Genomic DNA, 26,452 nt, shown 5'->3' on the forward strand with positions numbered 1-26,452 from the left:
ACGCTGTCGGGCGGAATGTGGGGCAGTCCGCTGCGAGATCCTGGTGCCGCTGTCTTCAATGGGGGGCCGGGACTGACCGCGCCAGATGTGGACAGCGCCGCAATGGAGTGGACCGGCTACTTGTTCCGGAGCGCCGGGTCGGCGGCACCGACGGGGCATTCCACCTTCAACTGTGATGCGGTGTACGTAACTGCCGCCGACGGATAGGGACAGGTCCCTGGTGCCAAGAAACCCGATGCGTCGTCATCGTGAGTGCGCTGCCTAGACTAGAAGGCCGACACCCCTCCTTGTCGGAGCGCGACGATGGGCTTGTTTGGAGAGGGGGAGAGAGGTGCCTGCAACAGAAAAATTGTTGCAGCGTTGTTGCAGGATGAAACGCACTTTTGCTTTATGGTTGTAGAATGAGCGTTCGCTCGTAAACAGATTTTGTAAAATACAATCAACGGTTTATGGCGGAAGGGGTGAGCCTAGGGTGGCGCACCCGACACGCTCGAAGCGTAGCTCCCGAAGAGCCTCAGGTTACAAGATAGAATGGTAATATCGGGTATTCCGGATGAAAGTTCAACAACTTATTGGAAGGTGTCTTCCCCTCGGACATTGAAGCAAGATGCGCGTTTGTTGGATGCGATGTTGGACGGTCTGACGGCTGCTCCTTCCTTCTTGCGAGAGATCGTCTTGGCTGTCCGCTCTCCGCAGTAGCGATACATGCGGTCTCATTCGATGGGCGTTTGAACGAGACGGTCTGGAGTCTCTGCCTCTGGCGTAGATTGGTTCAGTCAGAACTTGTCAGCTTTTCGTATCCGGCGTCTTCAATGATTGCCCGCGCCGATACCTAGTCGGCGCAGTACTCAGCAGCCGCGTGCCAAATCGTTCATTCAGCGCTCCGCTTGAAGTTGATGCCCCCCTGTCAGTCTGGTGCAGAATTTCCTCGATCCGCCGCTGATAATCTCACGATGGACCGCTACGGCCACGTGATGAGGTCAGACAGCTCACCCAGACGACGAACGCGAGTTCTGCAACATCAAACGTCCGACCCGATCCAGTACTCACATGACCCGGATCAGAATTTCGAACAGTAAGCTCTTCAGCGGTAGACGTTGATTTATCGCACGAGATGAACGAACCTCGGTGTACAACCTGTCTGAGGGAATGCATCACGATGAGGTTTCGAAGAGTTGAAAATTTTCCTGGCACCAGTGCGCACAAAGGGACTTGCTACCTCGTAAACGACAACTGGGACGATTTTTCATTCAAAACGTCGTTCGATTCAATTCTCTTAGACGCTGCAGGTGACAGGCGAGATCTTGGAGGTGTCAAGATTTTGAAACGCGGCATGACGGGGGGGCGCGTGCCTCTCGACGATCGCTTTTCTCAACTCGACGACGATTGGTGCTCGCTGGGGACGAGTCGCGAGTACTATATAGCACTATCCAAACTGGATGAAGCTCTCAGAACGGAATACCTAATTGCAATCCGTGATTGTGTTGCCAATAAAGATATCTGGCACTCATTTCGAGACGAAGAAGGCATGAAAACATCTTTGCTTCGAAGTGTTTCAATACGAGACGTCGAAACGAACTTTCCGCGGATATTGAACGGCGACACGGCCCTAACTCCCTATAATTTTGAGTTCGAATTCGAGGCTGGTGCTAACGATGCAAAAGAGACGTGTAGGTTTTCCGTTGAGCCCGGGTCTAAGCCGCCGACGAATGTGCACGTAATTATTGGGCGGAACGGTGTTGGGAAGACTCGCTTACTTGCTGGCATGGCCGACGCGCTTTCAAATAATCGTGCGGCAAGCATTGGATTGCGCGGTGAATTCACTTTTCTTGATTCAGACGACGAGGAGAACGAATTTCTCAATCTCGTGGTCGTATCATATAGCGCGTTCGATCGATTCAATCCGCTGTTTAGGTCTAAGCGAGAGTCGAAAGAGTCTATTCCGTATTACTATGTTGGCATTAAGAAGCGGAAGGAGACGCCAGAGCTCGGAGACAGTGCTGAAGATCGGATCGAGCTTAAGACGGCCAGTGACTTTGATGATGAGTTCGGGGCATGCCTTAGAAATATAACCGGAGGCGGCTCAACTCGTGCCCAACAGAAAATGGCTCAGTGGCGACGGGCATTGTCTGTGCTACAATCCGATCCTGGCCTCAACGAGTTTATCGAAGGTGCCTTCGGAGCATCGTTTGATGGCGCCGGTCAACTTGAAGACTTCACCTCACTCAGTTCCGGCCATAAGATTGTTCTTCTTACAATCGCCAAGCTAGTGGACGTCGTTAGCGACAGATCATTCGTGCTCATTGACGAGCCGGAGACGCATTTGCATCCACCTCTTCTCGGGTCGTTCATCCGGGCGATTTCTGAACTTTTAATATCTCAGAATGCCGTCGCTGTGGTCGCCACGCATTCGCCTGTCGTTCTTCAAGAAGTACCAAAGAGTTGCGTTTCAGTTATATCTCGCTCTGGCTCGCGCATTCGCGTTCGAAGGCCTAGCCAAGAGACATTCGCTGAAAACGTTAGTGTGTTGACTCGGAAGATATTTGGATTGGAGGTTCATGAAAGCGGCTTCTATCGTCTACTGAACGATGCTTCGCAGGGAAGGGAATTTGAGGTCGTAATTTCAGAGTTTAAAGACCAGGTGGGGGCCGAGGGGCGTGCACTTGCGAGAGCCTTTACTATCAAAGAGGACGACGAATGAAATATGTCGCTCCTCCCACTATTGATCATCGCGACCACTATGAGGCCTGCGTAAGGCAGACTAGAAATAGGGACATACGGGATATGCTACTGGGCATGACCGACCGTGTGGTATCGGCTGGTGAAACCTATCGTGCGGCAGCCAGAGCGGGTCGATTGCACACAGTTGAGAAAATGCCAGCCACCACTCATGAGGCAAGGTGTTTGTCAAAAGTGTATGACCGCCGTATGGCCGCTCGGGAAGGTAGTGGCCGAGCCGTGTATGACGAAATCAAAGCGTCGATTGCCCGGTGCCCTTATTGCGGTGACGGTGAGGTCTATGAGCTCGACCATTTTCTCCCACAAAGAGCCTTTCCTGACTTGAATGTTCTGCCAATCAATTTGGTGCCAATTTGCCATCCTTGTAATCATATCAAACTTCAGCGAAAGCCTAATGGAGCAAATCGGACCTTTCTTCATCCCTATTTTGATCGATTGCCACAAGATATCCGCTGGCTATTTGCAGAGTTGAAGTCGTTGGGTAACGGTCCTGTCCTAACTTATCGTGTCGAGCTAGATGAGTCTCAGCATGGAGCGATTGCCCATAGACTCTCGTATCATTTTTATGAACTTCAACTTGGCCGCCGGTTCAAGGAGGCCTCCGCGACTATTTTGGTTGAGCTAGAGGCTATCCTCGATGAGCATCTTGGCCAATTCGACGCAGCACAAATGGCGGCGCACTACAACGATCTCGGGCTGCGCTCTCTTCGGCTCCATGGAAACCGACTAGAGACTGCCGCCTATTTTGCTGCAGCCGAAAACGCGGATTACTGCTCGGGCAATTATCGAAACTAGCTCAGCTTGGTTGCAAATCATTCTGGCTGACTAAGTACGCTGATCAAGTGCCTAGAACGCCCGTCTAGCAGGGGGCTGACGGAAAAAAGATCTGGCGCGGAGTGAAACAGCCGGTAACCGCTTCAGGCTCATAACCCCGGGGGCGGAGGCCCAAATTGTACCATGCCGAAATTACATCGAATACAATGACTTAGGGCTTCTTGGGCGGCTTTTCACAGCCCGGTGGATTTCCATCCACGGTAGAAATTTTGTACTTGTTCTGTTCTGTGGAATCGGCCAGCCTTAAAGAATGCCTCATGCCAGCAGTGTTGCGCTTCTTTGCTCGCTTTTAAACCCGGACAATGATGCTCGGCCGACCTTTCTATTCGGCGCGGGAGCATCCTTTTCATCCGGAATTCCGCTTGCCGCCGAAGGCGTAAAGAGACTTGCAAAGCAGGCTTACGGAGACCGCGTCTTGGGAGGCAAGACCCTTCCCGAGCAGATCAAAATGTCGGAGTGGACGGCGTGGCTGCAAGGGCAGAAATGGTTTGTTCGCGGTGACGAACGGCTGGCCGAAAACTTCCCTCTCGTCATCGAACATGAGCTATGGCCAGAGGCATATCGCCGTACAGCTTTGATGGACCTTGTTTCGTTGAAACAAGAGCTTGGCCCCGGCTATCGGGCGATGGCGGAACTAGTGCTGCGTGGCCTTGCTGGCACCATCTTGACCACCAACTTCGATATTTGTCTTCCCAAAGCTTTGAACGATAAACAGCCGCACATCCGGCATGTTGCGGAGGTCAATCGCGCATCGGGTGACTTCAATGAATTTTCTCCATTTGCTCGGGCGCAGATCGTATGGCTCCACGGCAAGACCGAGCAATACACCGACCGTAACTTGATCAGCGAAACGCAGGTCCTTGATCCTGCGCTGGTTCAGAAACTCATCCCGCTTCTTGAGTCAACGCCGCTTGTGGTTGTCGGCTATCGGGGAGCCGAACCATCAATCACCAGTTCGCTGCTCGGGCCAGACACCGGACTCAAATTCCGGCATGGAGTCTTTTGGTGCCACCGCGCAGGCGACAAAGCACATCCGAACGTTGATGCTTTGGCGCAGCGTCTTGGCCAAAACTTCCAATACCTAGAGATCGATGGCTTTGATGAGTTGTTCTGTGACCTGAACCGCGAAATGGCTGGCTTGCAGCGCTTCAGTCTGCCTTCTGCCGATGCGCCAGCCAAGCAGTTCGACGATCAGCCCATTACCGATGCCACGTGGGCCGATATTGATGCTGATCTTGCCCTAACGACTTTGCGGCAATACTGCGCCAAATTGGAGCGTGGTGCTATCGATTCAATGCAATTGAAGCCTCTGATGCGCGAGCTGGGCCTTTTGATCGGCGCGAAGGGCCAGGAAAGCCCCAGCGCTGCGTGCGTGCTATTGTTCGGACGAGCTCCTGGGCGCTTTTTCCCCCATAGCGTGATTGCAGCGACCGTCGCCGATAAGAAGCGACGCATCTTTGCGGGCAACCTAATCGGTCAGTACAAGGCCGTGCTGGAATGGTTTGAGCAGGAGCAGGTCAATCCATCTATCAAGGTCAAAGGGCGTCGTCAGCACGAGACCCGTACCGCTTACTCCGAGCGCTCGTTGGTTGAGCTCCTTGTCAATATGATTGTCCACCGCGACTATTCAATCGCAAAACCATCGCAGATTAATGTCGTTCCTAACCACTCGGTTCGTTTCGTAAACCCGGGCGCTACTCTTCCTGCGGCGGCAGGTCGCCTTAGGCTGGGGCCGGACGGGGTGTTCGCGCCGGTGCCGCAGTTCAGTGACCTGCGCAACCGTGCATTGTGCGACGTATTCTTTGGCATCAGCGCCATGGAACGGGCGGGGACGGGCCTTACCGACACATGCGAATTGGCTGCCGAATTGGGAGGTGCCGCTACCTTCGCTTATCCGCCGGGACAAGATAGCTTTGTAGCGCAATTGTTTCGCATCGAAGCCTCTGCCGGATCTACGACGGTCGCGAAGGATACACGCCCCGTCGGTACTTACGTTCTGAACCTTCTGCCGTTTGTTGCGACCCCTCAAGCAATCACACATATCGTACTCAATGTCACTCGCTGGGATGAGCTCGAGAAGAAAGTGCCGCTTGCCGAGGCCGGTACATTCGTTTTTGAGTGGCGGACTGGCGACCTTTGGAGCTTTATGCCTGAGGTATTAGTGAACACCCTGTTCGCTCCGGTCGCCAAAGGTCCAGCACGGAAGATCCCGTTGTGCGAAGTCGAAAATGACCGCGTTCTGCAAGCAAAGTTTTCGTGGTTGACCCGCCGACACTTCGAGGATCACCTCAGACTGTTCGAAGCGCGGGGGCTTATCATAGAGAAAGACAAGAACGGCCATCCTGCAAGGCGTGCTTACTTCACTGCGCTTAAGGGAGGTAACCGCACGATCATCTACGACACGCCAAATCGGAGGGGGGTGCGCCGCGACGTGGTGAAGCGCCGCGGTGAAGATCACAGGGCGTGGTTCGAATGCGAAGGGTTTGGCTACGAAGTCGTCAGACAAGCCAACGTCTGGGGAATCCGTATCAAGCCATTTTACATGTTTGCAAAGCGCGACGGCGTCACCCCGTTGCCGGGCTATATGCGCACGAGCAAAGCGACCCGCCGTATTAAGTTTGATCGCAATGCCAATGTGGAGAGCGATCTCTCGTTTTGGGCACGCTTTCTTTCGCAAGGATCTCAGGTCATCAACATCGGCAACCGCTTCGTCGACGATCTTCTGATTGAAGGGAGATTTTTTACCCTCGATGTTCAGGAAGGAGGATTGGCCGATGGCTTTGCCACTCAAGATCGACGTACTGCCTGAACCCGAACTCGAATTTGCCAATGCTACACGCGACGTTGACCCGCGTCGTGGTCTTAGCACGAATGGCCCCGTCGACAATCGCGGTTTGCGAACGATCCGACTTGGCCTCGTGGGTCTGCCCGATGATATCGAGGCCGCGCGTGCTTGGCTAAACCGCCTCACACATTTTCTGCCCGCTTTCGAAGGAAATTCCAACCGCTTCCGGGATTGGCCAGGGCTGGAAGCGGCACTGAATTGCAATTTTTTTATCGACCAACAATTCGAGCGACCAGTCGAACCAGGTATATACAACACGCTTTTCAAGGATGCCTTGACCGGAAAATCTTTCAATGAACTTGTTGAGCTCTTCGATGGTCGGGTCAGTAGCCTTTTCGGCGACGATGCGCCTGATTGTATCGTGGTTTGTATTAAGCCTGAGCTCGGCGATCTTCGCGTGGCGAATCCCGGTCTTACTCCGGAGGAGCGCAAGGCGCTGGAGGTGTTGCGTGCGGAGGAGGAGAGCGACCAGCTCGCATTGTTCCAGCCGTCCCCCGACGAACTGAAGGCGGCTGAAGCACTCTATACGATGGCGGATGACTTGCTTTTCCGTACATTTTACCGTGCTATCAAAGCGCGGACCATGGTTCACGATGAAGCCATACCCATCCAGATTCTCCGTCGTGACACCCTGGATCGCCCCGACGACAAGGGACAGAGTCACGCCACACGTGCATGGAATTTTGCGACATGCCTTTACTACAAAGCTCGCGGCATTCCTTGGCGACCGACCGACCTTCCAAAAAACGTTTGTTTCGTTGGAGTGTCGTTCCACCATATGAAGAAGCGGAGCGGACATCTAGTCTACGCAAGCGTGGCTCAGGCTTACTCGACAGATGTTCAGCCCTTTGCTTTGAAAGGGTCCAACATCGATCATGACCAACGCCGCGACCGCCAGCCTTACCTGAACGAAGGGCAGGCGATGGGTTTGCTTGAGGATGTCCTAAATCAGTACCACGACCGCGCAGGCGTCATGCCAGACCGCGTCGTAATTCATAAGACAACAGGTTTCCAGCCAGAAGAGCTCGACGGGTTCAAGAAGGCGGCGAAGAGCCGGGTGTCGACGGTTGATTACGTGTGGATACGCTCCACCCCGTTCCGAATGGTTCGAAAAGGCTTTGAAGAGCCGTGGCGTGGAACACTCTGCACGCTTATGGATCAATCATATCTTTTCACGGGCGGTTATGTGCCGTGGTGGAACGAGTATCCCGGGATGCATATTCCCGCTCCCGTTGAGATCGGAAGTGCCCTTCCCACGAACATGAAGGAGCGCTCGAAAGAAATCCTCACCCTGACCAAGATGAATTGGAATTCGAGCGACGGCATCGCACGTCTTCCCATTACCCTCTTGTTCGCGCGGCGGGTCGGCGAACTGATGTGCGAGTTGTCGGACAATGCGACGCCTAAGCCATCTTATCGATTTTATATATGAACGATTTTGGACCGCAGAGTCGCGTCGTCTGCTGGGATGCAGATGTGATTGGTGCTAAATGGCTTACTCATTCGAAAATCTGTCACATGCTGATTTTGAAGACTTGGCGAGGGATCTTCTAGGTCAAGAAACGGGAGTCCGATTCGAAGGTTTTAGCGCGGGGCCCGATGGGGGCATCGATGGGCGGCATGCAACCGCAGACAAGCTGACTATATTACAAGCAAAGCATTATGCGGGATCGCCATTTTCTGCGCTGAAGAGTGCAATGGCTAAATCCCGTCCGTGTATCGATGTGTTGAAGCCGAGCCGCTATCTACTCGCAACAAGCAGAGCGCTTACACCAGCAAACAAGGCGTCGCTCGCAAGGGAGATTGGTCCATGGTTGCAGTCACAGGCCGACATTTTCGGTCCAACTGAGATAAACGATCTCCTTCGTAAGTTTCCGGAGATCGCAAAGGCGAATCTCAAACTATGGCTATCTGGCACCGCTGTGCTCGAACGAATTGTTCATGCTGCGGCTCACGCATTCACTGTGGTCACGAGAGAGGAGATTGAATCGAAACTCAAGGTCTACGCGCCAAATCCAAGCTTTACTGCCGCCCGGGACAAGCTCGAGCAAGGCCACGTAGTTATTATTTCAGGGCCACCAGGCGTTGGGAAGACAACATTGGCCGAAATGCTTTCTTACGCATACATATCCGATGGATGGACTTACGTCGCAATTCGTAGTCTGAACGACGGATTTGCGAAACTGGATGACAGAACAAAGCAGATTTTCTTTTTTGATGATTTTCTAGGAACTGCGGCTCTTGATACGCGAGCGTTGGCCTCGAATGATTCCGATTTAACGCGCTTCTTGAAACGCGTTCGCGCGTCAAGCAATGCAAGGTTTGTGTTGACGACGCGCGCTCCAATTTTTGAAGAGGCACGAAGAATTTCAGAACACCTCGCAGACCAAAGGCTAGATATCGCGAAATATGTGCTGGATGTGGGGGTGTACACGCGACGGATTAGAGCTCGCATACTGTATAATCACTTGGCGATCTCAGGCGTTTCGCAGGAGCACATTGTTGCGCTGTGGCAGTCTCATGCAGTTCCACTGATTGTAGACCACAAGAATTATAATCCTCGCATTATCGAGGCCATGACTGACGGGCCTCAAATGCGCGACGTGACACCAGCTAGTTACGGTGCGGAATTCCTCAAGGCGCTCGACAATCCTAGCCGCATTTGGGATGTCTCATTTCGCAAGCACATTCCAGAAATGTGCCGCCACCTACTATACGCTCTCTTTTTCTGTTCAGATTACGGTGTCTCGCTCGATGAACTGCGGGTAGCGTTCGATGCCCTGCACCAGCTGCTGGCATCAAAGTATTCCACGCCCCACGGGCCGAAGGATTTCGAGGAGGCGGTCAGAATACTCGAAGGTGGATACATAAACATCAATGGCAAGACCGTGACATTCATAAATCCCTCATTGAGGGACTTCCTCACGGATTACATCGATAGTCCCGAGCTTGTTGAAGACCTTGCAGAGGCAGCCCAAAAGGCCGACTGGTCAAAACGAGTTTCAGACCACATCAAAGCGAAACGTCTTTGGCGAGAGACATCCTGTAAGCGCGGTTATACGGCGTTCATTTCAGTCGCTCGTCGCTTCACGATATTGCCTGAGATGAAGAAAAACGAGGATCGTGAAGGGGTATGGTCCTACTATGATCTTAGCTTTGGCGGCCGCATCGAATTGTTGCTGGAGTGGTCTAAAGAGAGCGACAATGCCGTGTTTGTGCAGATTGCAACTGAAATAGCCGCCAATCCCTCCCGACGCTTCGATGCGTGGCGTGATGGGCAGAGGCTCGTTTCTCTTATCATTCGCCTTCAGGATGGCGCGGAGTATGGCTCTCTGAAGGGTGCCGAAAAGCTTCGAACAGCGATCGAAGATCAGCTTGTCACAATGTTAAACGGCTACATCGTCCCGGACGACTTGGATAGCATTCTGGACTCGATGGAGGGTTATGAACAGGTTCTTGGCGATCGAGTCAGAACGGCTTTAAGCGATGCCATGCGCGCGCAGTTCGAGCGCTTGGATTCGTTAATCGAAGACGTAGATAACGAAAGCACGCTAGACGACCACATTAAGGCAATACGACGGTTCGCACCGCTCGTCGGAGTCAAAGACGACGTGTTGGTACGTGCTGTGGCGACTATTGAGCTTAAGAAGTCCGAGATTGAAGAGGTATCAAGTGCTGCGGAATCGCCAACGTTTCCTGCAAGCATCCGACGTGAGAGTGACAAGTTTGATGATCAGGCTCTTGAAGATCTGTTCGCACCCCTTGTTTACGGCCTCCGTTGATCGCAATGGGCTCGTAATAATTCGATCCGGCTACGCGGTCGCCGTGGATAGCACTAGCTATCTTATCGTCCGCGATATCACCTATTTAAATTCGAACCTTGCGCTTCAGTGGGGTGCGTTTGTCACGGCGCTTGTTTACGTTACACCGGAAACGGTGAAGCAGCAGAATCATCAGGTCTACTTTGCCGGATCGCACCCCTACGATATTGATGGAAGCAAGATCACCAATATCGGTGGCGGAGGAGAGGCGGTCATTTCACTTAACCCGGCTTCCGCAGACGTAGTGGTTCAGCGCCAGTTCTCGAACAAGCTGATCGTGGGCGGGCAAATGGTGGACTATGCCGTCACACCGCAGGATGTGAAACTGCCGATGTGATCAAAGGGCTCTGGGGCGTATGCCGTGCGGCACGCTTCCATCGCAAGTGTCATGCTTGTTGGGGTTCTTAGAACGATGCCGCCCGAAGTGAATTGGCCCCGAACCAGTTTGCCAACGTACCCAAGGCGGTGTCCGACAGCTTTTGAGTAAAAAGAAGCGCTAGGCGTCTCCGAGGCCTGGAACAGGCGACATAGAATAGATTGCGATTTCGCTCAAACATTGCCGCTTTCGCCGCTGGTACTTGTCCCGTCCCGGCTAGCTCCAGCATCTCCCCAAAATTGTATTGGTTCCATCCCCGACCAATTACCACCAGCACGTTCTCGAATTCGGCTCCCTTTACACCGTGTTTCGTCTCAAATGGGGAGTGGCCGTCGAGATACTTGCGCAAGGCCTTGACCTCGACATACGGAACATCACGAAACTTCATCCACTCGATCAAAGCGGGAGCCGCTTCAGTAGCCGACGTCGGATCGAATGATTTTGCCTCGTCGTCCCGTTCGACTATCCCGTCCGGCAGCCTTGGATGCCTTGTCGTTCGCAGATGATCGACGACCTGTCCAACGGTCCCGTGCTGACGAATCTCGTTCAAGGAATTCATTGCGCCAAACCACGCGACCTTGTCGGACCTTTTGCGAACGAGCGGGACCGCGCCCCCGAGAGCTGCAAACATCGCGCCGTACCGCTTCTCCGAGAACGCTTCTGCCGCAGGCTCAAGTACGTCAACAAGGAAGGCAACAAGGGGATGCTCCTTCTTCGTGAACGCTTCGTTGTATCGGAACGTGCTTGGCAGAGTTGGATACCCTTGCTCGGTGGCCAGAGAACGGTGCGTAAGCATCAGAATTTTCGTCTTCTCTGGTGAAAAATCCCATCCGCTTTCGGAAAGCGCGCCTTTTGCTCGTTCGAGAAAGCTATGAGCGATTTCGGAGGGCAGATCGCCACCCCAATGCGCGCCCGTTTGGCGAGGTCCGCTCCATGCATTGCTGTGAATGACCCTGACGTCTCCCACGTCTTCGGGGTTTTCCACGAACTGCGGCAGCTCAGGGCGAATTCTGTTTAGACAATCGACGATCGTGCTTACCGATCGAAAGTTTGCCTTCTTTCCGATCTCTTTGACAGCAGGGTGCTCGATGCTTCCGCATCCATTCCCATAAATCTTCTGCCAATGATCACCGAAGAATCCAAAAAGCGGCGCGCCAGCCTTCCCCAGGAAATGTTCCTTGATAGCGGCGATCCAGTTGGCGTCTGTGTCCTGATACTCGTCGATGAGTATGATCGGAAACCGATCGGCCATTAGCTTCCTGAATTTGCTGTTGGCCATCAATTCAATTGTGAGTGGTAGAATATCGTCGTGATGTAGGGAGACCTGCTTCTCTTTGATGGATCGATGACCTAAACTGTACTCGATACTGCGATCTCCCAGATCGCCAAACTCCGCAATCCGATCTTGCCACGCGGGCATTTGTTGAACGAGCAGTCTAAGTTGCTTTTGAAAGCCTTGAATCAGCGACCAGCAAAATGCGTGGTTTGTCTCGCAATAGATAATCGGACTGCGATCAGTGCGTGACTCGATCTCGTCTTTTGCGACATTCGTAAATGTGATGCACGCGATCTGCTGATTACGCCGCGGAAGTGACCGCCTGTGTCTCTCGATCAGAAAGGTAAGTGCCTTGACAAGCGAATATGTCTTACCCGCGCCAGCCCCGGCCTCAAGCCGGAAGCTCTGGCCTCCTTCAAGGCATGCATACATGCTTTCAAGCGCCTGTCGGCTTGCAAACGATGCAGGCGATTCCGTTTCAGGCATTTTGCTGCTCGTCGCTGGATGCTATGGCTGCAATCGCAAGGGCAAGCGCTGGGTCAGGTCCGGCCGGGTTGCCGCCGGCTAGCCAGCGTACCCCGTCGAGTATGTATTTGGGAGCATTCCAGTTTCGCTCTTCTATTGCGTACTTAAGAGCGAATTCGGACTTTTTGAACGAACCTGCCAATTGTCGGGCCGAAAGCTCTTGTTCTTGCGGTGTCGGTCCTGCCAATCCGAATTGGGTTGCGTTGGCAAGAATGAAAGCATCTTCAAAGGTCCGGCCACAGGGACCGTTCACGGCCTCTGGACACTGATAGGCGATCCGATGGCGGCCCTTCGCCTTGTCTGTATCGAGCTTGGCGGAAAGCGCCGTCAGTGCGAGCGGAGCATCGTCTGAAAACCAAGCTTTAAGGCAGGCGTTGCTTGTCGTCGAGCCTTCGTGAACTGCACAGGCGGTGCCTCCCGCGACAGTAACCGAGTCTAAATCCGTGATGATCAGGGACCGCAGTTCGAGAAAATCGAGCAATGGAAGAAATAAGTGGGCATAGGCGCCGCCGACCTCCAGCACTGTAACGTACTGCGTGGAAAGCTTGGGCGATGTTGCATCGGCAGCTTCGAGCTTTTCGATCATGACGGGAAGAAGAAGCCGTTCGCTAAGGCCTTCCACAAGGATGGCCTTATCGGCAAAGAAGAGGTCGCATCGAGTGAGTGTAAGATATTGATGAAGAAATTTTCGGTCCGATGCGGAAGTGCCGGTGAGGCCTTGACGTAAATCCTTGATGCGTGCCTGACGTATCCCTGAATTCGCACCTGGGACATCAGTGCCAAGAAAATAGCGAATGCTCTCGAATCCTGATGCATTCGCTATGTGTGATGAATGGGTCGATACCACAAACTGAACCGGCCAAACGCCGCCATCATCCGCGCTGTGGGCTAATTGCTGTGCAATTTTGTCAAGTTGACGGATGAAGACCTCTTGCATTTGAGGGTGAAGATGTGCCTCGGGTTCCTCGATGAAAATCATATGCATCCCCGGCGATACCGTTTCGGCCCGGAATGCTCGGTAGAAGCCGACGAGTTGCAGAAGAATAAAAATCAGATTGCGGACACCCAGGCCGTTGTAGGACTCAGGCAGGGGAACGCCGCCGTATCCCGCGTACCGAACCTTGGTGAAATTCGACAGAAGCGATTTGATGTTGAGCGTAGTCTCGGTTCTGATTTCTTGCCCTCCAAGCCCCGGATATCCGAAGCTTTGCAGTGTTGGCATGAGACCCTTTAGCTGATCGCTGAAATTAGTGTCGATTTGGTTCTGGATATCGTTGACAGCCGTAGTAAGGGCCTCAGCAATCAGGCGATCGGCCGTATCGGCGGTCGGAGATGCGGCCGTTGTAAAGAGTCCCTCCAGTACTTTCGCCAGCACGTCGGACTCGCGTGTCGTGACGTCATCGAGGCCGCGTTGAGCGTTGATGAAACCAGTCTTTACAAGATTGCGGAGGGCGGCGGCAGTAAGAAGACGTTGGTTATCGGGATCGTTTGGATCTTGCGCTAAAGTCTTGAGGGCGTAGCAACTCGGAATGCGCTCGCGAAGCGTGCGGAAAAACGTTAGCCGTGCTTCGGCATCTAGGTCGCCGCTGGCCAGTGCATCGAAGAAGGTCTTGATGGCACCGTCCTTCAGTTCGTATCGCAGTAAGATGCTTGCATCGGCGCAAGTCGGATCAAGATCTACAACGAATGGAGCGAGCGGCCCCAGTTCTAGCTGGGCCGGATCATATCGACATACCAGATTGAGTTCTATAGCTGGCAAGAGAGGTCTGATGGTTGCCTCATCCTTGCCCTCCATGAAGGCATTGCGTGCTTCGCAAAAATTATCGTAGCAGGAACTGGAGAAGTCTTCGAGTTGGAAAGTGGTAGGGCCTTCGTCGAGGAAGCGGCGCATCACTTCGGAGAGCGACGTTTTACCACTGTTGTTGCGTCCTACGATGACGGTGGTTCTCTCTTCGAAAACTAGTTCAACATCCGCCAAGAGCCGGAAGTTCTTTATCGTCGCGCGGTAGATATACACTCTGCCCCCCAAACGGAGCGGCTAGTTTTAAGAGAGTTGCCTCGCTCCATTGGCTGGAAGCTAGGGTACAACCGGAACGCGAAATGTTTCAACCAGTCTCGGCGTGCACCCCTGTGTATTAGTCGATTAAATGGCAGCTAATGTTGTGCATGCGAGTACAGTGAAGCAACAATTTACCGTCACACTTGGCTGGTTGCTTCGACTCGATTTAGATATTCAGCGCAGGCCATTCCCTTTCCGGACGTCGCTGGAGCCGAGGAGGGGAGGGAGTGGCCCATCCTGCTATCCACAAGCCATCGCCGGTCCACCAGCGCCAGAGCAGAGGCGACTGGGGGGCTGGAGCTGTATCGGCAAACGCGCAGGTGAGTGAAGGCGGCAGCACGCCCGCCTTGCGCATCACGAACGCGATGGAGCGGTCCGGGTAATTTTCATCAACGAGCCGGCCGCCAGGCAATGTGACGACGCCGGTATCAGAGGAATCGACGAGCATTTCTAACGGCGTACCGTCGTTGAGCAACTTCTCCATGCCCGCCCGGAAGGCAGGTGACGCCCGAAAACGTCCAGGGCTATCAAACAGCGCCTCCTCCAGAGCGTCGTCCAGCAGAGGCGGGCATTTGGCGCGGAACAGGGTTTCCAGCCACACCATGCGGTCCGGACCCATGACCTGTTCGAGCGTTGGCGCGACGGGGGATGGCATCGGCAATGCGGGGCCAATCACAATTCAGCCGATGCCCGTCAGGCGTTGCGTCGGGAGATGGTCATTCGTTCAGGTACTGAACCCAAAAGGCCTGCTTCCAGGTGTAGAGTGTTGGTGACCGCAGCCAGTAACGATCGTCCAAGGGGCGGCCAGCCCGCGGCTTGCCAATCCCGACCGTAAAGAATGAATTCAATACGCAGGTTAGGGAATTGCATCGCTAACGCGGCGGCAGGCCGTTCAGCAGATTGCTCTTGATGCGATAGATTTCGCTCGTGCCGATCTTCCCGAAGCGTTCTTCGATCGGTTCGGCCCAGAAGCGGGCTGCCGGATAGCCGCGCTCGTGCCAGTATCGCTCCAGCCGAACTGCAAGGGCCATTGCACCCTGTCTGCAAAGGAAGTCGGCGGTGGCGGGCTTGTCGGCGCGGGGCGGGCGCGGCGTAACCGGCAGCACGGTGCAGGTTGCTACGCCCCGTCTGTTAGCCGAGGCCAGAATTCCGCGTCCCTGAAGGCAGGTTCCATCGCGACAGCAATCCGCGCCGGACAGGTCTCCGGCCAAAGGCGGCGGGCGAACAAGCGTAGAGATTGCTTGCTCAACCGGACAATCTTGCCTCGTGGTATCCGATATTGTGATTTCTTCGACCATCACCTTCCTGCCTTTCTCGCCGGGTGGCGGATTGATCGGGGGGTGATTGCCGACAAGCGGAACGAAGCCCGCAGTCGATTTGACGTTGGTCAATTCAGCCTATCTGCGGGCTCTCACGCAAGCGAAACTACTTTCAAAAGAAAGAATTCTTCCGCGATTAGAAAACGTCCTCTTCTTTCCGATGGTTATCAAACCATCCGAATGCGGAATGAGGTCGTGAGAGCACATGCTTGTATGAGGCGGACGCCTCGTGGGAGTGCTGATCTCACCATCGGCGGCTAAAGAAGCTCGTCACCGGCCCAGTGGGGATCGACCTCAATATGGCCCTGTGAGCCGGAAATACTAATCCCGTTGTGTCCGCCGCCCTGTTTCATGCATGCGGCGTCGAGTTGATCGGCAATGACGCGAGCGTCTTTGGCGGTGCAGGGGTTCAGCGTAACCGAATAGCAGGCATTTGCCTTGCTATCGCACCAGATGTCGCTGATGATCCTGCGCAGCGGGGCGTCCACGCTTTCCACCATTCGGGACATCGTTCGATATTCGTCCGCCTTGTCACAGCGGCTGCTGAGCATGACACCATGAACCTCCAGAGACTTGATCGTGGTGGTGGCGACCGTTTCGGGGGCGCCGAAATGTCGCCTGTCTGCCACCGCGCGAACGACTTCTGGTTCAAATTCCGGGATGATGGGGCGTGCCATGCCGAAGCCTCTCAAAAAGGAATCGACAAGCAGCTTAGCAAGCCGCAACCGGGGCTCAAGGCGATGCTGAATAATCGCCGTTGACCATAGGAAAACAATCCGGCATGCTCGCGATGAAAGCGGCCTCAGCCGTTTTTGGGGTGTCGAAACCTCTCACGAAGCGGAACTTAGCGTTGCCGACACGAACGCTGCCTCCACCCCATAGGGCTGGGAGGCAGTGGCGTATGTCCAAGCCTCACGGCTAAAGGCCCCTGCAATCGTCTTCGTGCGATTTTCGAACTCCCAGCCACCAAGGGATTCGGATGTGCGCGTGCGTCGATCAAACGTAATAGCAGGCTTTGCCGTTCTTGCGCTCCTCTGCGCGGCCGCGCTCTCGCATTTGCTTCCTGGCAACTCCCCCGCTTTCGGAATCGTTCAGGCTGAACGCTCGGTCCGCGATTGCCCCGCAATAATCGGCAAACAGCCGGTCGACATGAAGCATTGCAAGCATCGCATTGTCTCCGGTGCCGCTGCGCCCTTGCCGTATCCCAGACTTCCCGCAGCCCTTTCCCCCGGAAAACCGTGATCCGCCGCCTTGCCTTCCTCGCCTGCATTTCCCTTTCGTTGCTGACCACCGGCCCACTGAGCGCCGCTTGCACCAATCCGGCAGGACCAGAAGGCGAAGCCATTTACAATGGCGACCACAAGGTCATGCAGTTCTGCAACGGCACGAACTGGGTGAGCATGGCGGCTTCTGGCATGGGCACCGAGGTAGACCCGCATGTGGGGACGCTGACGAATGGAAAGTGGTGCTCCACCGACGGCACGATCATCAACTGTACGGCGGATGCACCGGCCTCTGGCGGATCGTGGGGGATAACGGGCAGCGACATCTATTTCAGCACGGGCTCGGTCGGCATCGGCACGGCAACACCCGCCGCCACGGCGCTGCTTGATGTGACCTCCACCACGAAGGGGCTTCTGCCCCCGCGCATGACGACGACGCAGAGGACGGCCATCACCTCCCCCGCCACCGGCTTAATGGTGTTCGATACCGATCTGAACCAGCTTCACGTAAAGGCCTCCGGCGGGTGGATTGCCGTTGGCTCAACTGGAAGCGGAGGTTCTGTTTCAATCGGCACGAGCTATACGGCCAATCTGCCTGCTAACATGAGTGTGTCCGGCGGCTGCAATTTTTCTGGAACGGCCACGCTGACAATTCCCGCGACCGGCCTCTATTTTGTTCGCGGCCATTTGTCAGGATATAAATACAGCGGCAATGCGACATGGTTACAGTTGACATTGAAGGACGCGTCAAACACGACTGTTTTCTCAACCTCTTCGGGTCTTCACCCGTCTTCAGCCAATTACGTAACTCTCGATGGTTCAGACTTTGTGAACCTGCCCGCGGGAACATATACCGTTGCCGCGGATGCTCGTGACGGGAATGCTTGTGCCACGACCTCTTTCGGAAATATCTTAAATGGTTACGTCACGGCCAGTTCGCTCACTGACGGCAGCGGCGGCGGAGGCGGTTCGACAACCCTTGGCGGCCTCACCGATGTGAACGTGAGCGGCGTCGCCAACGGTCAGGCGCTGGTTTACAACACGGCCTCCAGCAAATGGATTCCCGGCACCGCCACGTCGGGTGCCAGCGGATCATCGGGCCACGTGCAGTTCTCGAACGGCACGACGCTCAGCAGCGATGCTGCCCTCTATTGGGACAACAGCGGCAAGAAGCTCGGCATCGGCACGGCTTCGCCCTCATCCACGTTGCAGGTGATCGGCACCGCCACGGCCACCACCTTCAGCGGCGCGCATTCGGGCGACGGATCGGCCCTCACCAACCTGAGCGCCACCAACATCGCCAGCGGCACCGTGCCCACGGCGCGCCTCGGCAGCGGCACGGCAAGTTCATCCACCTATCTGAGGGGTGACAATACGTGGGCGACGCCGAGTTCGGGATTTCAGTCTGGCATGTGGTGTGGAATTCGCGCGGGAATCTGTTCGGGGACAACAGCGACGTATGCCGGAACGTCTGTAGCATGCAACGGAACGACGCTTACGGGAAGCTGCGTGTACAACGGTCACATGGATGGCTACGTGCTATCTGGCAACAATTGTCCAAGTGGATTTGTGCCAGTTACAGTAACATATGCTGTCATTATCAATGGAACTAATATCTCGCACCCGTTTATCACCTGCGTGAAAAGCTAATGATCTAGGGGCGATTTAAGGATGGGGCAGTACAGGGACATCGTCGGGGAGACAATTGATCCTTACATCGCCATGGCACACGCTCTTCCATTATCTCTTTATGCATCTTTAGTGCTGCCGTGATCTGGCGTTCCGTCATGGGGCGGGGGTGCCCGGCCAGCCGTGTCAACTTGCGAACGTCGATAAGCACCGTCATGCGGCGTCCGTCCCACCACGCGGGCCATGAGATGTAGCCCTCCCGGGATGCGATCAGGCGTTCTGCCGCGCCAATCGGTGTAGGTTTTGGAGTTGCGCTTCCGTTCGGCGGTCTTCGGGAGACGAAGCAGTGTCAGCATCGGCCATGCTCCTGACTCGTTTGCTCAGCCGTCGCGACCTCGTTTGGAGTTGTCGTGATGGCGAGCGCGGTCCGGTCAGCGGCTGCCTGCCGGATGATGGTTTCGAGATGCGGTGGGACAGCGTACCAGCTGTTCATCCCCTCGAAAGACACGAACAGCGTGCCGTCGCGGACGACGATATTCCGAACGCGAACAAGCAATGGTGGGGTCTTGCTGAGCACGTCGGCGGGTTGTGAATTCCGCCTTTGGTTCATCGTTCAGATGCCTCCACGCAACAGGTGGCGATAGCCGACTTCCGTCATCCACTTCGCACGGGTGAGGTGGCTGTCATAGGTACACCGCGCGACATCGGGCTGTGATTGCGGATCGAGGTGAAGCACGATTTGCGCGACCTCCTGCCAGTCGGCTCCTTCGGCGTCGGCATCGAGCAGCCTCAGATAGGTGATGCGGTGAAGATCATCATAGGGCGTCAGGCGCGGCACCGAGGGTGCCAGCGGATCGACGGCTGGATCGAATTCAGGTTTCGGCACCGGTCATCCTCCAGAAATAGGAAGGCAACGTAACAGCCACAGGCGCATCTTGAAGGCAAACAGAGGCACAACAATGGTCTTTTGCAATCAGGATGAAAGTGGCGCGCCCGCTGACGCGGACCGGGCTGTCGTGAACCGGGCCGCAAAGCGTCCCGGCCCTTTGGGCGTCCATCCCTCGCGCATGGTGAGCCGTGCGATGCAGGAATGGACCAGGTGAAGCAGTCCTAAGGGGCCAGCCCCTCGCGCGCGCAAGGCATCCAGACACGTCCCGCCGCATCCGCACGTCTCCCCGAAGACGGGGCCCCTCGTGCGGACCCTCGGCGGGCCGCGTCCGGACCCTCCTTGCACTTGCTACCCCCGGTCTCGCCGACGGGCAGGGTTGCAGCAGCAGCTGCAACCCAAGCCCAAGGAGACAGGGACATGAAATTACTTACCGAACAGCAAGCCGCCCGGATGCTGGCCAATGGCCGGTACAACGCCGATCACCCCGAACGTCCGAACGACTATCGCCCCGTCGTCAAACTGTTCTGCCCTTGGGGCGGCGCAACGTGGCTGCTCACCGAACTCGATCCCGAATGCCCGGACATCGCGTTTGGTCTCTGTGATCTCGGCTTTGGCTGCCCCGAACTCGGCTCTGTCTCCCTTTCGGAAGTCCAGAGCGTTAGCGGCCCCGGTGGGCTCCGCATCGAGCGCGATTTGCATTTCTCGGCGGACAAGACCCTTTCGGCCTATGCCGACGAGGCCCGCGCCGCCCAACGCATCATCGCTTGAGGGGAGGCGATCATGCGCACCGACGTCTATCAGACTATCACCAACAAGATCGTTGCCGACCTCGAACAGGGCATTCGCCCATGGCTGAAGCCGTGGAGTGTTGAACATGCAGCCGGGCGCATCACGCGCCCGCTGCGTGCCAACGGCATCCCCTATCAGGGCGTCAATGTCCTGATGCTCTGGACTGAAGCCGTTACCAAGGGCTACGCCGCGCCGTTCTGGATGACCTTCAAGCAGGCCATCGACCTCGGCGCTCACGTCCGCAAGGGCGAGCAGGGCTGCCTCGTGGTCTATGCCGACCGCATCCGCCGCACCGAGAGAAACGCGGAAACGGGTGAGGAGACCGAGGCCGAAATCCCCTTCATGAAAGGATACACCGTGTTCAACGTCGAGCAGATCGACGATCTGCCCGCGCATTTCTATGCGGCACCGCCACCCCGCGCGGAGCCCTTGCAACGGATCGAACGGGCCGAAGCGTTCTTTGCTGCAATACGTGCCGAAGTGCATCACGGCGGCAACCGCGCCTGTTATGTCGTCTCTCAGGACCGCATCGACCTGCCGCCCTTCGAAGCCTTCCGCGATCCCGAAAGCTACTACGCCACCCGCGCCCATGAGACCATTCACTGGACTCGCCACGAGAACCGCCTCAACCGGGAATTCGGGCGCAAGCGCTGGGGCGATGAAGGCTATGCGATGGAGGAACTTGTCGCCGAGCTCGGCTCCGCCTTCCTTTCTGCCGACCTCGAATTGACCCCGGAAGTTCGCGACGACCACGCCGCCTATATCGCGAGCTGGCTTGAAGTGCTGAAGCGCGACAAGCGGGCGATATTCACCGCCGCGTCTTATGCCCAGCGCGCCGCCGACTTCCTGCACGGGCTGCAACAGCCCGCGCGGGAGGAGGTTGCCGCATGAGCGCGCAACTTGGCTTTGACGCGCTGCTTTCCAGCGCCGATCAGATCAACGCCAACCGGCAGGTGGAGCGCGAAAGCGCTCACCTTCCGGGGGCCATGGAAGAGGCCTTGCCGTTCTACCGGGCTCTGATCGAGCGGCATCACGCCGCCATGCTGGCGGGTGACGCCGCCGCCGTGCTGGAATGCCACCGCGAGGCGCACCGGCTCGCCGAGAAACTGAATGGCTACGAGCCGGGGATCATCGCGGACGAGGACGCGCCGGGGTGCGTCCTCGACCGCGAGACACGCGCGCCCGATGGCGCGGTGCCGCTCTGGGGCCAGAGCGGCAGCTTCGAGATCACGGTCGGCACCATGCGCGCGCGGATCAGGATCGACGGATTGTTCGGTATCGCCTCGGGGTACTTCGTGTGGCCGGGGTTCGATGCGCGCGTGGTCGACCTCGATCAGCCCTTCATATCGGAAACCGGCTACCGGTCTTTTCTCGGGATCAGTGGCGCACTGGAGCCGGGTCACACGCCGGACAGCTTTGCAGCGGCGGTTGTCGAAGCCCATGTGAGGCGGGAGCTGAAGGGATGCCTTCTGACGATCAAGCCGGAGTATCGCCGCTAGGGAGCCGGTAGCTGAACCCGGCGCCTGCTGAAGCGGGACAACGCCGGGCGATGTTTACCTGCTAGCGTCCAACAAAGTGGAGGTCCGTCCGGACAAAATCGTCGCCCTTGAACTGCAAGGGCACGTTCATTGTCTTGGCCAGCGCGTAGGCTGCGCAATCAGCAAGATTCAGCCGTGTCTCGGAATTGATGCCCTTGCCGTACCGCTCGAAGGCGGCAACGGCTTCACGCGCCTGCGCCTCATCAAACGGGACAATTTCAAAGTCGTTCTCGATTTGCAGGAAGCGCCAGAAGCGCGCCAGCGCATTCGCACCACGGCGGATGCGGAGCACAATGGCCGCCTCATGCGCGTTCACGGCTGAAATAAGCAGCCGGTTCGCTTTCCGGATTTCGTCGGCAAAATGGCTTGCGTCAGGTTCACGCTCAAGAATGGCGATGAGGGCTGAACTATCGACGGCGATCATGGAGCGTTGATGTCGTCCATGATCTGCGTCGCCGGGCGCGGGTCAAGCACCGGCAGTGCTGCAATCTCCGCCCCGACCGCAAGCATCTCATCCACCGTCATCCGTCGGCGCGGATGTTGCGTGTCCCCGGCAAGGCCTGCCGCGGTCGCGCTCGCCTCAATCGCGCGCTTGATCGCTTCCTCAACAGAAATGCCCTGTGCCGCGGCCAGCCGCTCGGCAAGGCGTGTGATCTCTAGCGGAAGATCGGTCATTGTATCTCTCCTTTGCCAAGGATAGATCGCCCGATGGCAAAATTGCAAGTTCCATGAACGAGTTATGCTGTTTCCTGTCTTTGCAAGCGGTTGCAGGCAGAAGCAACGAGGCGGACGATCAGAGAGCTGCCTTCTCCGCCTCAAACACTCTGAGGCACGGCAGTCTCAATCGCCCGGGTAGCGACGCTTGTCCTTCAGCGCATGCTCGTAAGCTGCGACCATGTCGATTTCCTCCCAACCAAGCTTGTTGGCGAGAGACTTGAACACGAGCGGACTATCGAGGTGGGTTTTGCCCGTCATCATCCAGACAGGATCGGGCTGCCAGTCGTCTGAAACATACTTCCACGGTTCTTCATCGCCGAATTCTTGCCATGCGTCGCCAACGACGAAACAACGCGATTTGATGCGACCGGTCGCATCGTCAAAGTCGTCGCCCATCGCCAGATCACGCGGAAACAGATCGAAATACGAGAAGAGGGCGAGAACAGCGTATTCGCGGCGCAGTTCCAGCCCCCGGTCGGGGTTCTCGTCGTCGACGTCATATACCGCAGACGTGCTTCCGTTGATGATCGCCGTCAGCGCGTGTCTGAAGGCAGGAGCAAGCCTGAACTGGTTCGCCTCGTCGACTAGTCCCTCATCGAGACGGTGCGGCCATTGTGGAAGGCTCCAGAGGAATTTGGCGCGCTCCAGCCTTGCGGGGCCAAGGATGGCTTCGAGCGAGCGTGACGGTTGGCAGATTGCAGGCAGTGCGGTCGTGGGGGAAGACAGGACGAAGGCCGACGCCCCCAGCGCTTTGACCATCCTTCGCCGTGACAGCCTGGGCATCATGCAAGCCTTCTGGACCGAAGGTCCTCAAATTGTCAAAGCATCCAGATGGTCGAGTTCGAAATTCTCATCTCGTCAGCAGGCTTCCGGTAATAGGTGATCACGCGGCGATCATCATCGAGATAATCCAGATCGGCATAGTTCGAGAACGGGAGATTCATATACCGCGCCACGTTGTAAATTTCGTCATCGACGCTCTTTCCCGACTGCTCGATCTCCCAGCTTTCATCGCCAACCGTGAACCTCACCGCATCACAGCCGTTCAGCAACAAGGTCAGCGCCTTCCGGTATTCCGGCAGCAGCCGCAACCGCCCGTCGTCATCCACCAATTGCAGCGGTGCGATTTGTCGTCTGTCCTTGCGGATGATCTCGGCCATCACCCCGCGCACGGGAGCGCCCCGGCAAAGCCCGGCAAGACGCGCCATGCGGCGTGGACCGAAGCATTCCTCGACCGTGCGGAGTGAGGTGGGTATGCAAGCACTGGACATGGAAGGGGCGACTGCCAGTAGAACGCCTGCGCCGATTTGCTTCAACACCGTGCGTCGCGACTGCTCCAGCATCACGCGGTCTCCGGTTAAGGCCAATGCCCCCTAAGCACGTGACATCGTGTGAGGTCGAGCATGACACTCGTCCGTCCGTTCAGATTGTCGCTGTGCTTGCCAAGGGGCGGCCAGTTCGCCGCCATCAATGACCGGTAGCCTACACAACGGAAGACTCGTCGCGAAAGAGTCGAAAACGTGAACGTCGAAAATATTGTCCGGCGATTGGCAAGACCGTTCGCAACCGACGAAGCACTGTCCACGGCGACACACCGAGGGCCCTAGTCGCTGACTGTCTTCCCATATCGGCTCCGAGGCTGCCTTGCCGCTTTCGCTGACGAAGAGCGCGGAGGCTCGCGGTGGTAAGTGCCGGTCGATCGGCGGACAGGAATGACTTCCCGGCTTGACGTCACGTCCGAGGCAGCGCCGAACACGGATGCCATTGGGCGGCCAACGATCAACTGCGGCCTGCTGCACCGGTTTTGGCAAGCGGATATCCTCGCGGCAAAGGTCAGCGTTGTGATGTCATATCGCCCGCGTCTGCCTTCATGCGTGGTGAAATTGCCGATGGTTCTCTCCTTTTCGGTGAGACCACCACAAGGCGATCTTTCATCGTTGCCCATCGTAGCAGTCGACCGACGTCGCGCGCCAAGGCGCGCCCTCCGGGAACGCAAGAAAAAAGTGCGGACTTCGCCGAACTTTTTTCTTGCCGTTCGCCGTCTGCGGTCGACCGCAAAACGAGTGCAACGAGATCGCCGTTGTGGCGGCTCACTTAAGTGAAAAGGAGAGAACCATGATTATTGGCAATTTCACCTACGACAAGAAGGCAGACACCTATGCGGGCGACATCACCACGCTGACCTTTCAGCGCGGCGAGGTGCAAATCCGCCCCGCCGAGAAAACCGGTGCAGCCAAGGAGCCCGACTACCGGATCGTCACCCAGACGCCCAATGGCACCGTCGAGTTCGGCGCAGCCTGGGACCGCAAGAGCGAAGCCGGGAAGTCATTCCTGTCCGTCCAGATCGACGATCCGGCCCTTGGCGAGCCGCTGAATGCCGCACTTTTCGTCACCGAAAACGGCAAAGGGGCCACCCTGATCTGGAGCCGTTACAAGAAGAAGACAGTCAGCGACTAGCGCCACCTGCACCGGTCGCCCCAGCGGCCGGTGCTTCGCGGCGCGAACGGCCAGCCCCGGTTAGATGGAGCGAATGATAGATAGCTACAGTTGGATTGTGTAAGCCCCTGTGCCGAATACAATGTTAGTCAAGTGTCGCTATGTCAGTCGACTAGAATTTGGCTTTCGAAAACATCAAGATCAAACCAAGAAAGAACGCAACTATCACTCCATACATAACAAATTGCATCAGTCTGAAAGCGAATAGCCGAAGATCATCACGCAAGAATGACCAAAGGGTTATTCTGCGGGGGTCCGCTATTTGCTTTAGATCCCAATTTGGCGCATAGCTTTCAGTGCATTTGTTGTCTTTATCGATAGATTGAAAACAGCTCAGTATCGCAGTTAGATGCTTCTTCGGTGGCACAATGGTGTGCTCAACAACTTGTCCCGGCCTTAAGACAATTGTCCGCTTCTTAATTCGATTAAGCAAATCAGCGCGCTGCTTATTTTTGAATAGCTCAATTTCGTAGTAGTATTCCCGTGGCTCCGTGCACACATTCTCAATTCGTACAATGAACCCTCTGGTCACAGAGGCTGTCATCTCTGATCCACCTCCTGAAACGTCGCCATTGACCGCCGTCATTGGCGTATTGAAAGTATCGTAATCGAAAATCTTTGTGCGTCTAATCTTGATCTTTGCTTCACGTGCGAGAGAGAACTTGTCGACGCGAGTGGTGTCCTGTCCATTCGAGTTGGACGACTGTGTTAGAATATGTGAATCGGAACACATGCAGGGCACTCCTCTAGTATAGTCATTGCATGTAAGTATTATCAGCACAGTGAATGATGCCAACTATCAAGGGGTCGATTCGTTGGTTGTCTCTGTATCGCTTCAGATCATGTCGTGTAACTAGCGCCCACCGGCACCGGCCGCGCTAGCGGCCGGTGCTTCGCGGCGCGAACGGTCCGAGGCGGCCAAATGGAACGGGTCCTTGTCGAACAGCCCGGCAAGACGGGGAATCTTCCAATACGGCACACGACCGGAGAAGAACGGATCATGCTTCCCCGAAAAGAACGTGATCGCTTCATCGGGCGGCAAACTCATGATCCTCTCAAACGGCAGCAGCGGCACACGGCTTTCCGAGCGGGTATCGCTCTGCTCGGCACGGATCACCGAGCCCGCATAGGTTCGGCTGCGGCTTTCACCCGTGGTCATGCCGCCGCGCCGTTGCAGATAGTCCGCCGTATCGACGTCGGACGGCGTGAAGAATTGGACGAGGCCGCTATTGGCCAGAATGCTCATCCAGCGCTTGCCATAGAGCCCCTGCAATTGCGGCAGTGAACCGCCCCGGGTTTGCCGGAGGCTCCAACTCCTGAGAGGATGGAGCCATGACGAGCAAGACGACGAACAAGTTTTCCCCCGAGGTGCGCGAG

24 protein-coding genes are annotated in these 26,452 nt (G+C 56.1%); 12 read left to right on the top strand and 12 right to left on the bottom strand.

Going from position 1 to position 26,452, the window contains the following annotated elements; genetic code table 11:
* Positions 1–1,159 precede the first annotated feature (1,159 nt).
* From DWA33_RS21535 to DWA33_RS21565, 6 genes are all read left to right on the top strand, one after another.
* Positions 1,160–2,701 (top strand): AAA family ATPase, encoded by a 1,542-nt coding sequence (locus DWA33_RS21535; protein WP_167443255.1) that lies wholly within the window; start codon positions 1,160–1,162, stop codon positions 2,699–2,701.
* 95 nt (positions 2,702–2,796) lie between these two features.
* Positions 2,797–3,534 (top strand): HNH endonuclease family protein, encoded by a 738-nt coding sequence (locus tag DWA33_RS25000; RefSeq protein WP_147270283.1) that lies wholly within the window; start codon positions 2,797–2,799, stop codon positions 3,532–3,534.
* Positions 3,535–3,823: 289 nt separating this feature from the next.
* On the top strand, positions 3,824–6,382 hold the full coding sequence (locus DWA33_RS21545; protein ID WP_147270284.1) for an SIR2 family protein: 2,559 nt from the start codon (positions 3,824–3,826) through the stop codon (positions 6,380–6,382).
* Positions 6,348–7,850, top strand: a complete 1,503-nt coding sequence (locus tag DWA33_RS25005; protein ID WP_147270285.1) for an argonaute/piwi family protein — start codon at positions 6,348–6,350, stop codon at positions 7,848–7,850. Before DWA33_RS21545 ends, DWA33_RS25005 begins: the two co-directional genes overlap by 35 nt.
* A gap of 58 nt (positions 7,851–7,908) precedes the next feature.
* Complete coding sequence (locus DWA33_RS21560; protein WP_114360557.1) at positions 7,909–10,200, top strand: nSTAND3 domain-containing NTPase; 2,292 nt, start codon at positions 7,909–7,911, stop codon at positions 10,198–10,200.
* The gene (locus tag DWA33_RS21565; protein WP_347337908.1) at positions 10,148–10,576 is read left to right on the top strand and encodes a DUF6791 domain-containing protein; all 429 of its coding nucleotides are present in this window, start codon (positions 10,148–10,150) and stop codon (positions 10,574–10,576) included. The genes DWA33_RS21560 and DWA33_RS21565 overlap by 53 nt, the downstream gene beginning before the upstream one ends.
* Positions 10,577–10,643: 67 nt before the next feature.
* Here the strand turns inward: DWA33_RS21565 and DWA33_RS21570 are convergent, their stop codons facing one another.
* From DWA33_RS21570 to DWA33_RS25305, 6 genes are all read right to left on the bottom strand, one after another.
* A complete protein-coding gene (locus tag DWA33_RS21570; protein WP_114360559.1) occupies positions 10,644–12,377 on the bottom strand; it encodes a UvrD-helicase domain-containing protein in 1,734 nt (577 codons plus the stop codon).
* A complete protein-coding gene (locus DWA33_RS21575; protein WP_114360560.1) occupies positions 12,370–14,433 on the bottom strand; it encodes an ATP-dependent nuclease in 2,064 nt (687 codons plus the stop codon). The genes DWA33_RS21570 and DWA33_RS21575 overlap by 8 nt, the downstream gene beginning before the upstream one ends.
* A 208-nt stretch (positions 14,434–14,641) precedes the next feature.
* Entirely contained in the window at positions 14,642–15,094 is a 453-nt protein-coding gene (locus DWA33_RS21580) for a hypothetical protein (protein ID WP_147270286.1), read from the bottom strand.
* A gap of 253 nt (positions 15,095–15,347) precedes the next feature.
* Complete coding sequence (locus tag DWA33_RS25010; protein ID WP_147270288.1) at positions 15,348–15,866, bottom strand: hypothetical protein; 519 nt, start codon at positions 15,864–15,866, stop codon at positions 15,348–15,350.
* Between the two features lie 185 nt (positions 15,867–16,051).
* Positions 16,052–16,471: a hypothetical protein gene (locus tag DWA33_RS21585; protein WP_147270289.1), complete on the bottom strand. Its 420-nt coding sequence runs from the start codon at positions 16,469–16,471 to the stop codon at positions 16,052–16,054.
* A gap of 319 nt (positions 16,472–16,790) precedes the next feature.
* A complete protein-coding gene (locus DWA33_RS25305; RefSeq protein ID WP_167443257.1) occupies positions 16,791–16,961 on the bottom strand; it encodes a hypothetical protein in 171 nt (56 codons plus the stop codon).
* A gap of 71 nt (positions 16,962–17,032) precedes the next feature.
* Between DWA33_RS25305 and DWA33_RS25015 the strand changes: the two genes are divergently transcribed.
* Together DWA33_RS25015 and DWA33_RS25020 are read left to right on the top strand one after the other, a co-directional pair.
* Complete coding sequence (locus DWA33_RS25015) at positions 17,033–18,667, top strand: hypothetical protein (RefSeq protein WP_147270290.1); 1,635 nt, start codon at positions 17,033–17,035, stop codon at positions 18,665–18,667.
* Between the two features lie 325 nt (positions 18,668–18,992).
* Positions 18,993–19,238: a hypothetical protein gene (locus DWA33_RS25020; protein ID WP_147270291.1), complete on the top strand. Its 246-nt coding sequence runs from the start codon at positions 18,993–18,995 to the stop codon at positions 19,236–19,238.
* A 21-nt stretch (positions 19,239–19,259) separates the two neighbouring features.
* Here the strand turns inward: DWA33_RS25020 and DWA33_RS21600 are convergent, their stop codons facing one another.
* Positions 19,260–19,532, bottom strand: a complete 273-nt coding sequence (locus DWA33_RS21600) for a DNA -binding domain-containing protein (RefSeq protein ID WP_114360565.1) — start codon at positions 19,530–19,532, stop codon at positions 19,260–19,262.
* 420 nt (positions 19,533–19,952) lie between these two features.
* Here DWA33_RS21600 and DWA33_RS21605 point away from each other — a divergent pair, with 420 nt between their 5' ends.
* The 3 genes from DWA33_RS21605 to DWA33_RS21615 are packed head-to-tail and all read left to right on the top strand — an operon-like array spanning position 19,953 to position 21,823.
* Positions 19,953–20,303 (top strand): DUF2958 domain-containing protein, encoded by a 351-nt coding sequence (locus tag DWA33_RS21605; RefSeq protein WP_114360566.1) that lies wholly within the window; start codon positions 19,953–19,955, stop codon positions 20,301–20,303.
* A gap of 12 nt (positions 20,304–20,315) precedes the next feature.
* Positions 20,316–21,215, top strand: coding sequence for an ArdC family protein (locus tag DWA33_RS21610; protein ID WP_114360567.1), 900 nt, complete (start codon positions 20,316–20,318; stop codon positions 21,213–21,215).
* Positions 21,212–21,823: a hypothetical protein gene (locus tag DWA33_RS21615; protein WP_114360568.1), complete on the top strand. Its 612-nt coding sequence runs from the start codon at positions 21,212–21,214 to the stop codon at positions 21,821–21,823. Before DWA33_RS21610 ends, DWA33_RS21615 begins: the two co-directional genes overlap by 4 nt.
* A 61-nt stretch (positions 21,824–21,884) precedes the next feature.
* Here the strand turns inward: DWA33_RS21615 and DWA33_RS21620 are convergent, their stop codons facing one another.
* From DWA33_RS21620 to DWA33_RS21635, 4 genes are all read right to left on the bottom strand, one after another.
* Entirely contained in the window at positions 21,885–22,286 is a 402-nt protein-coding gene (locus DWA33_RS21620; protein ID WP_114360569.1) for a type II toxin-antitoxin system VapC family toxin, read from the bottom strand.
* Positions 22,283–22,537, bottom strand: a complete 255-nt coding sequence (locus DWA33_RS21625; protein ID WP_114360570.1) for a type II toxin-antitoxin system VapB family antitoxin — start codon at positions 22,535–22,537, stop codon at positions 22,283–22,285. The genes DWA33_RS21620 and DWA33_RS21625 overlap by 4 nt, the downstream gene beginning before the upstream one ends.
* Positions 22,538–22,702: 165 nt before the next feature.
* Positions 22,703–23,338 (bottom strand): hypothetical protein, encoded by a 636-nt coding sequence (locus DWA33_RS21630; RefSeq protein WP_147270292.1) that lies wholly within the window; start codon positions 23,336–23,338, stop codon positions 22,703–22,705.
* Positions 23,339–23,397: 59 nt separating this feature from the next.
* Positions 23,398–23,922 (bottom strand): hypothetical protein, encoded by a 525-nt coding sequence (locus DWA33_RS21635; RefSeq protein WP_147270293.1) that lies wholly within the window; start codon positions 23,920–23,922, stop codon positions 23,398–23,400.
* Positions 23,923–24,694: 772 nt separating this feature from the next.
* Between DWA33_RS21635 and DWA33_RS21640 the strand changes: the two genes are divergently transcribed.
* The gene (locus DWA33_RS21640; RefSeq protein ID WP_114360573.1) at positions 24,695–25,036 is read left to right on the top strand and encodes a DUF736 domain-containing protein; all 342 of its coding nucleotides are present in this window, start codon (positions 24,695–24,697) and stop codon (positions 25,034–25,036) included.
* A gap of 892 nt (positions 25,037–25,928) precedes the next feature.
* On the opposite strand, the gene DWA33_RS21645 is transcribed toward DWA33_RS21640, so the two are convergent.
* Positions 25,929–26,348: a type IV secretory system conjugative DNA transfer family protein gene (locus tag DWA33_RS21645; protein WP_114360574.1), complete on the bottom strand. Its 420-nt coding sequence runs from the start codon at positions 26,346–26,348 to the stop codon at positions 25,929–25,931.
* Positions 26,349–26,452: the final 104 nt, after the last annotated feature.

This window comes from Rhodopseudomonas pentothenatexigens, from assembly GCF_900218015.1.
GTDB lineage: Bacteria > Pseudomonadota > Alphaproteobacteria > Rhizobiales > Xanthobacteraceae > Rhodopseudomonas > Rhodopseudomonas pentothenatexigens.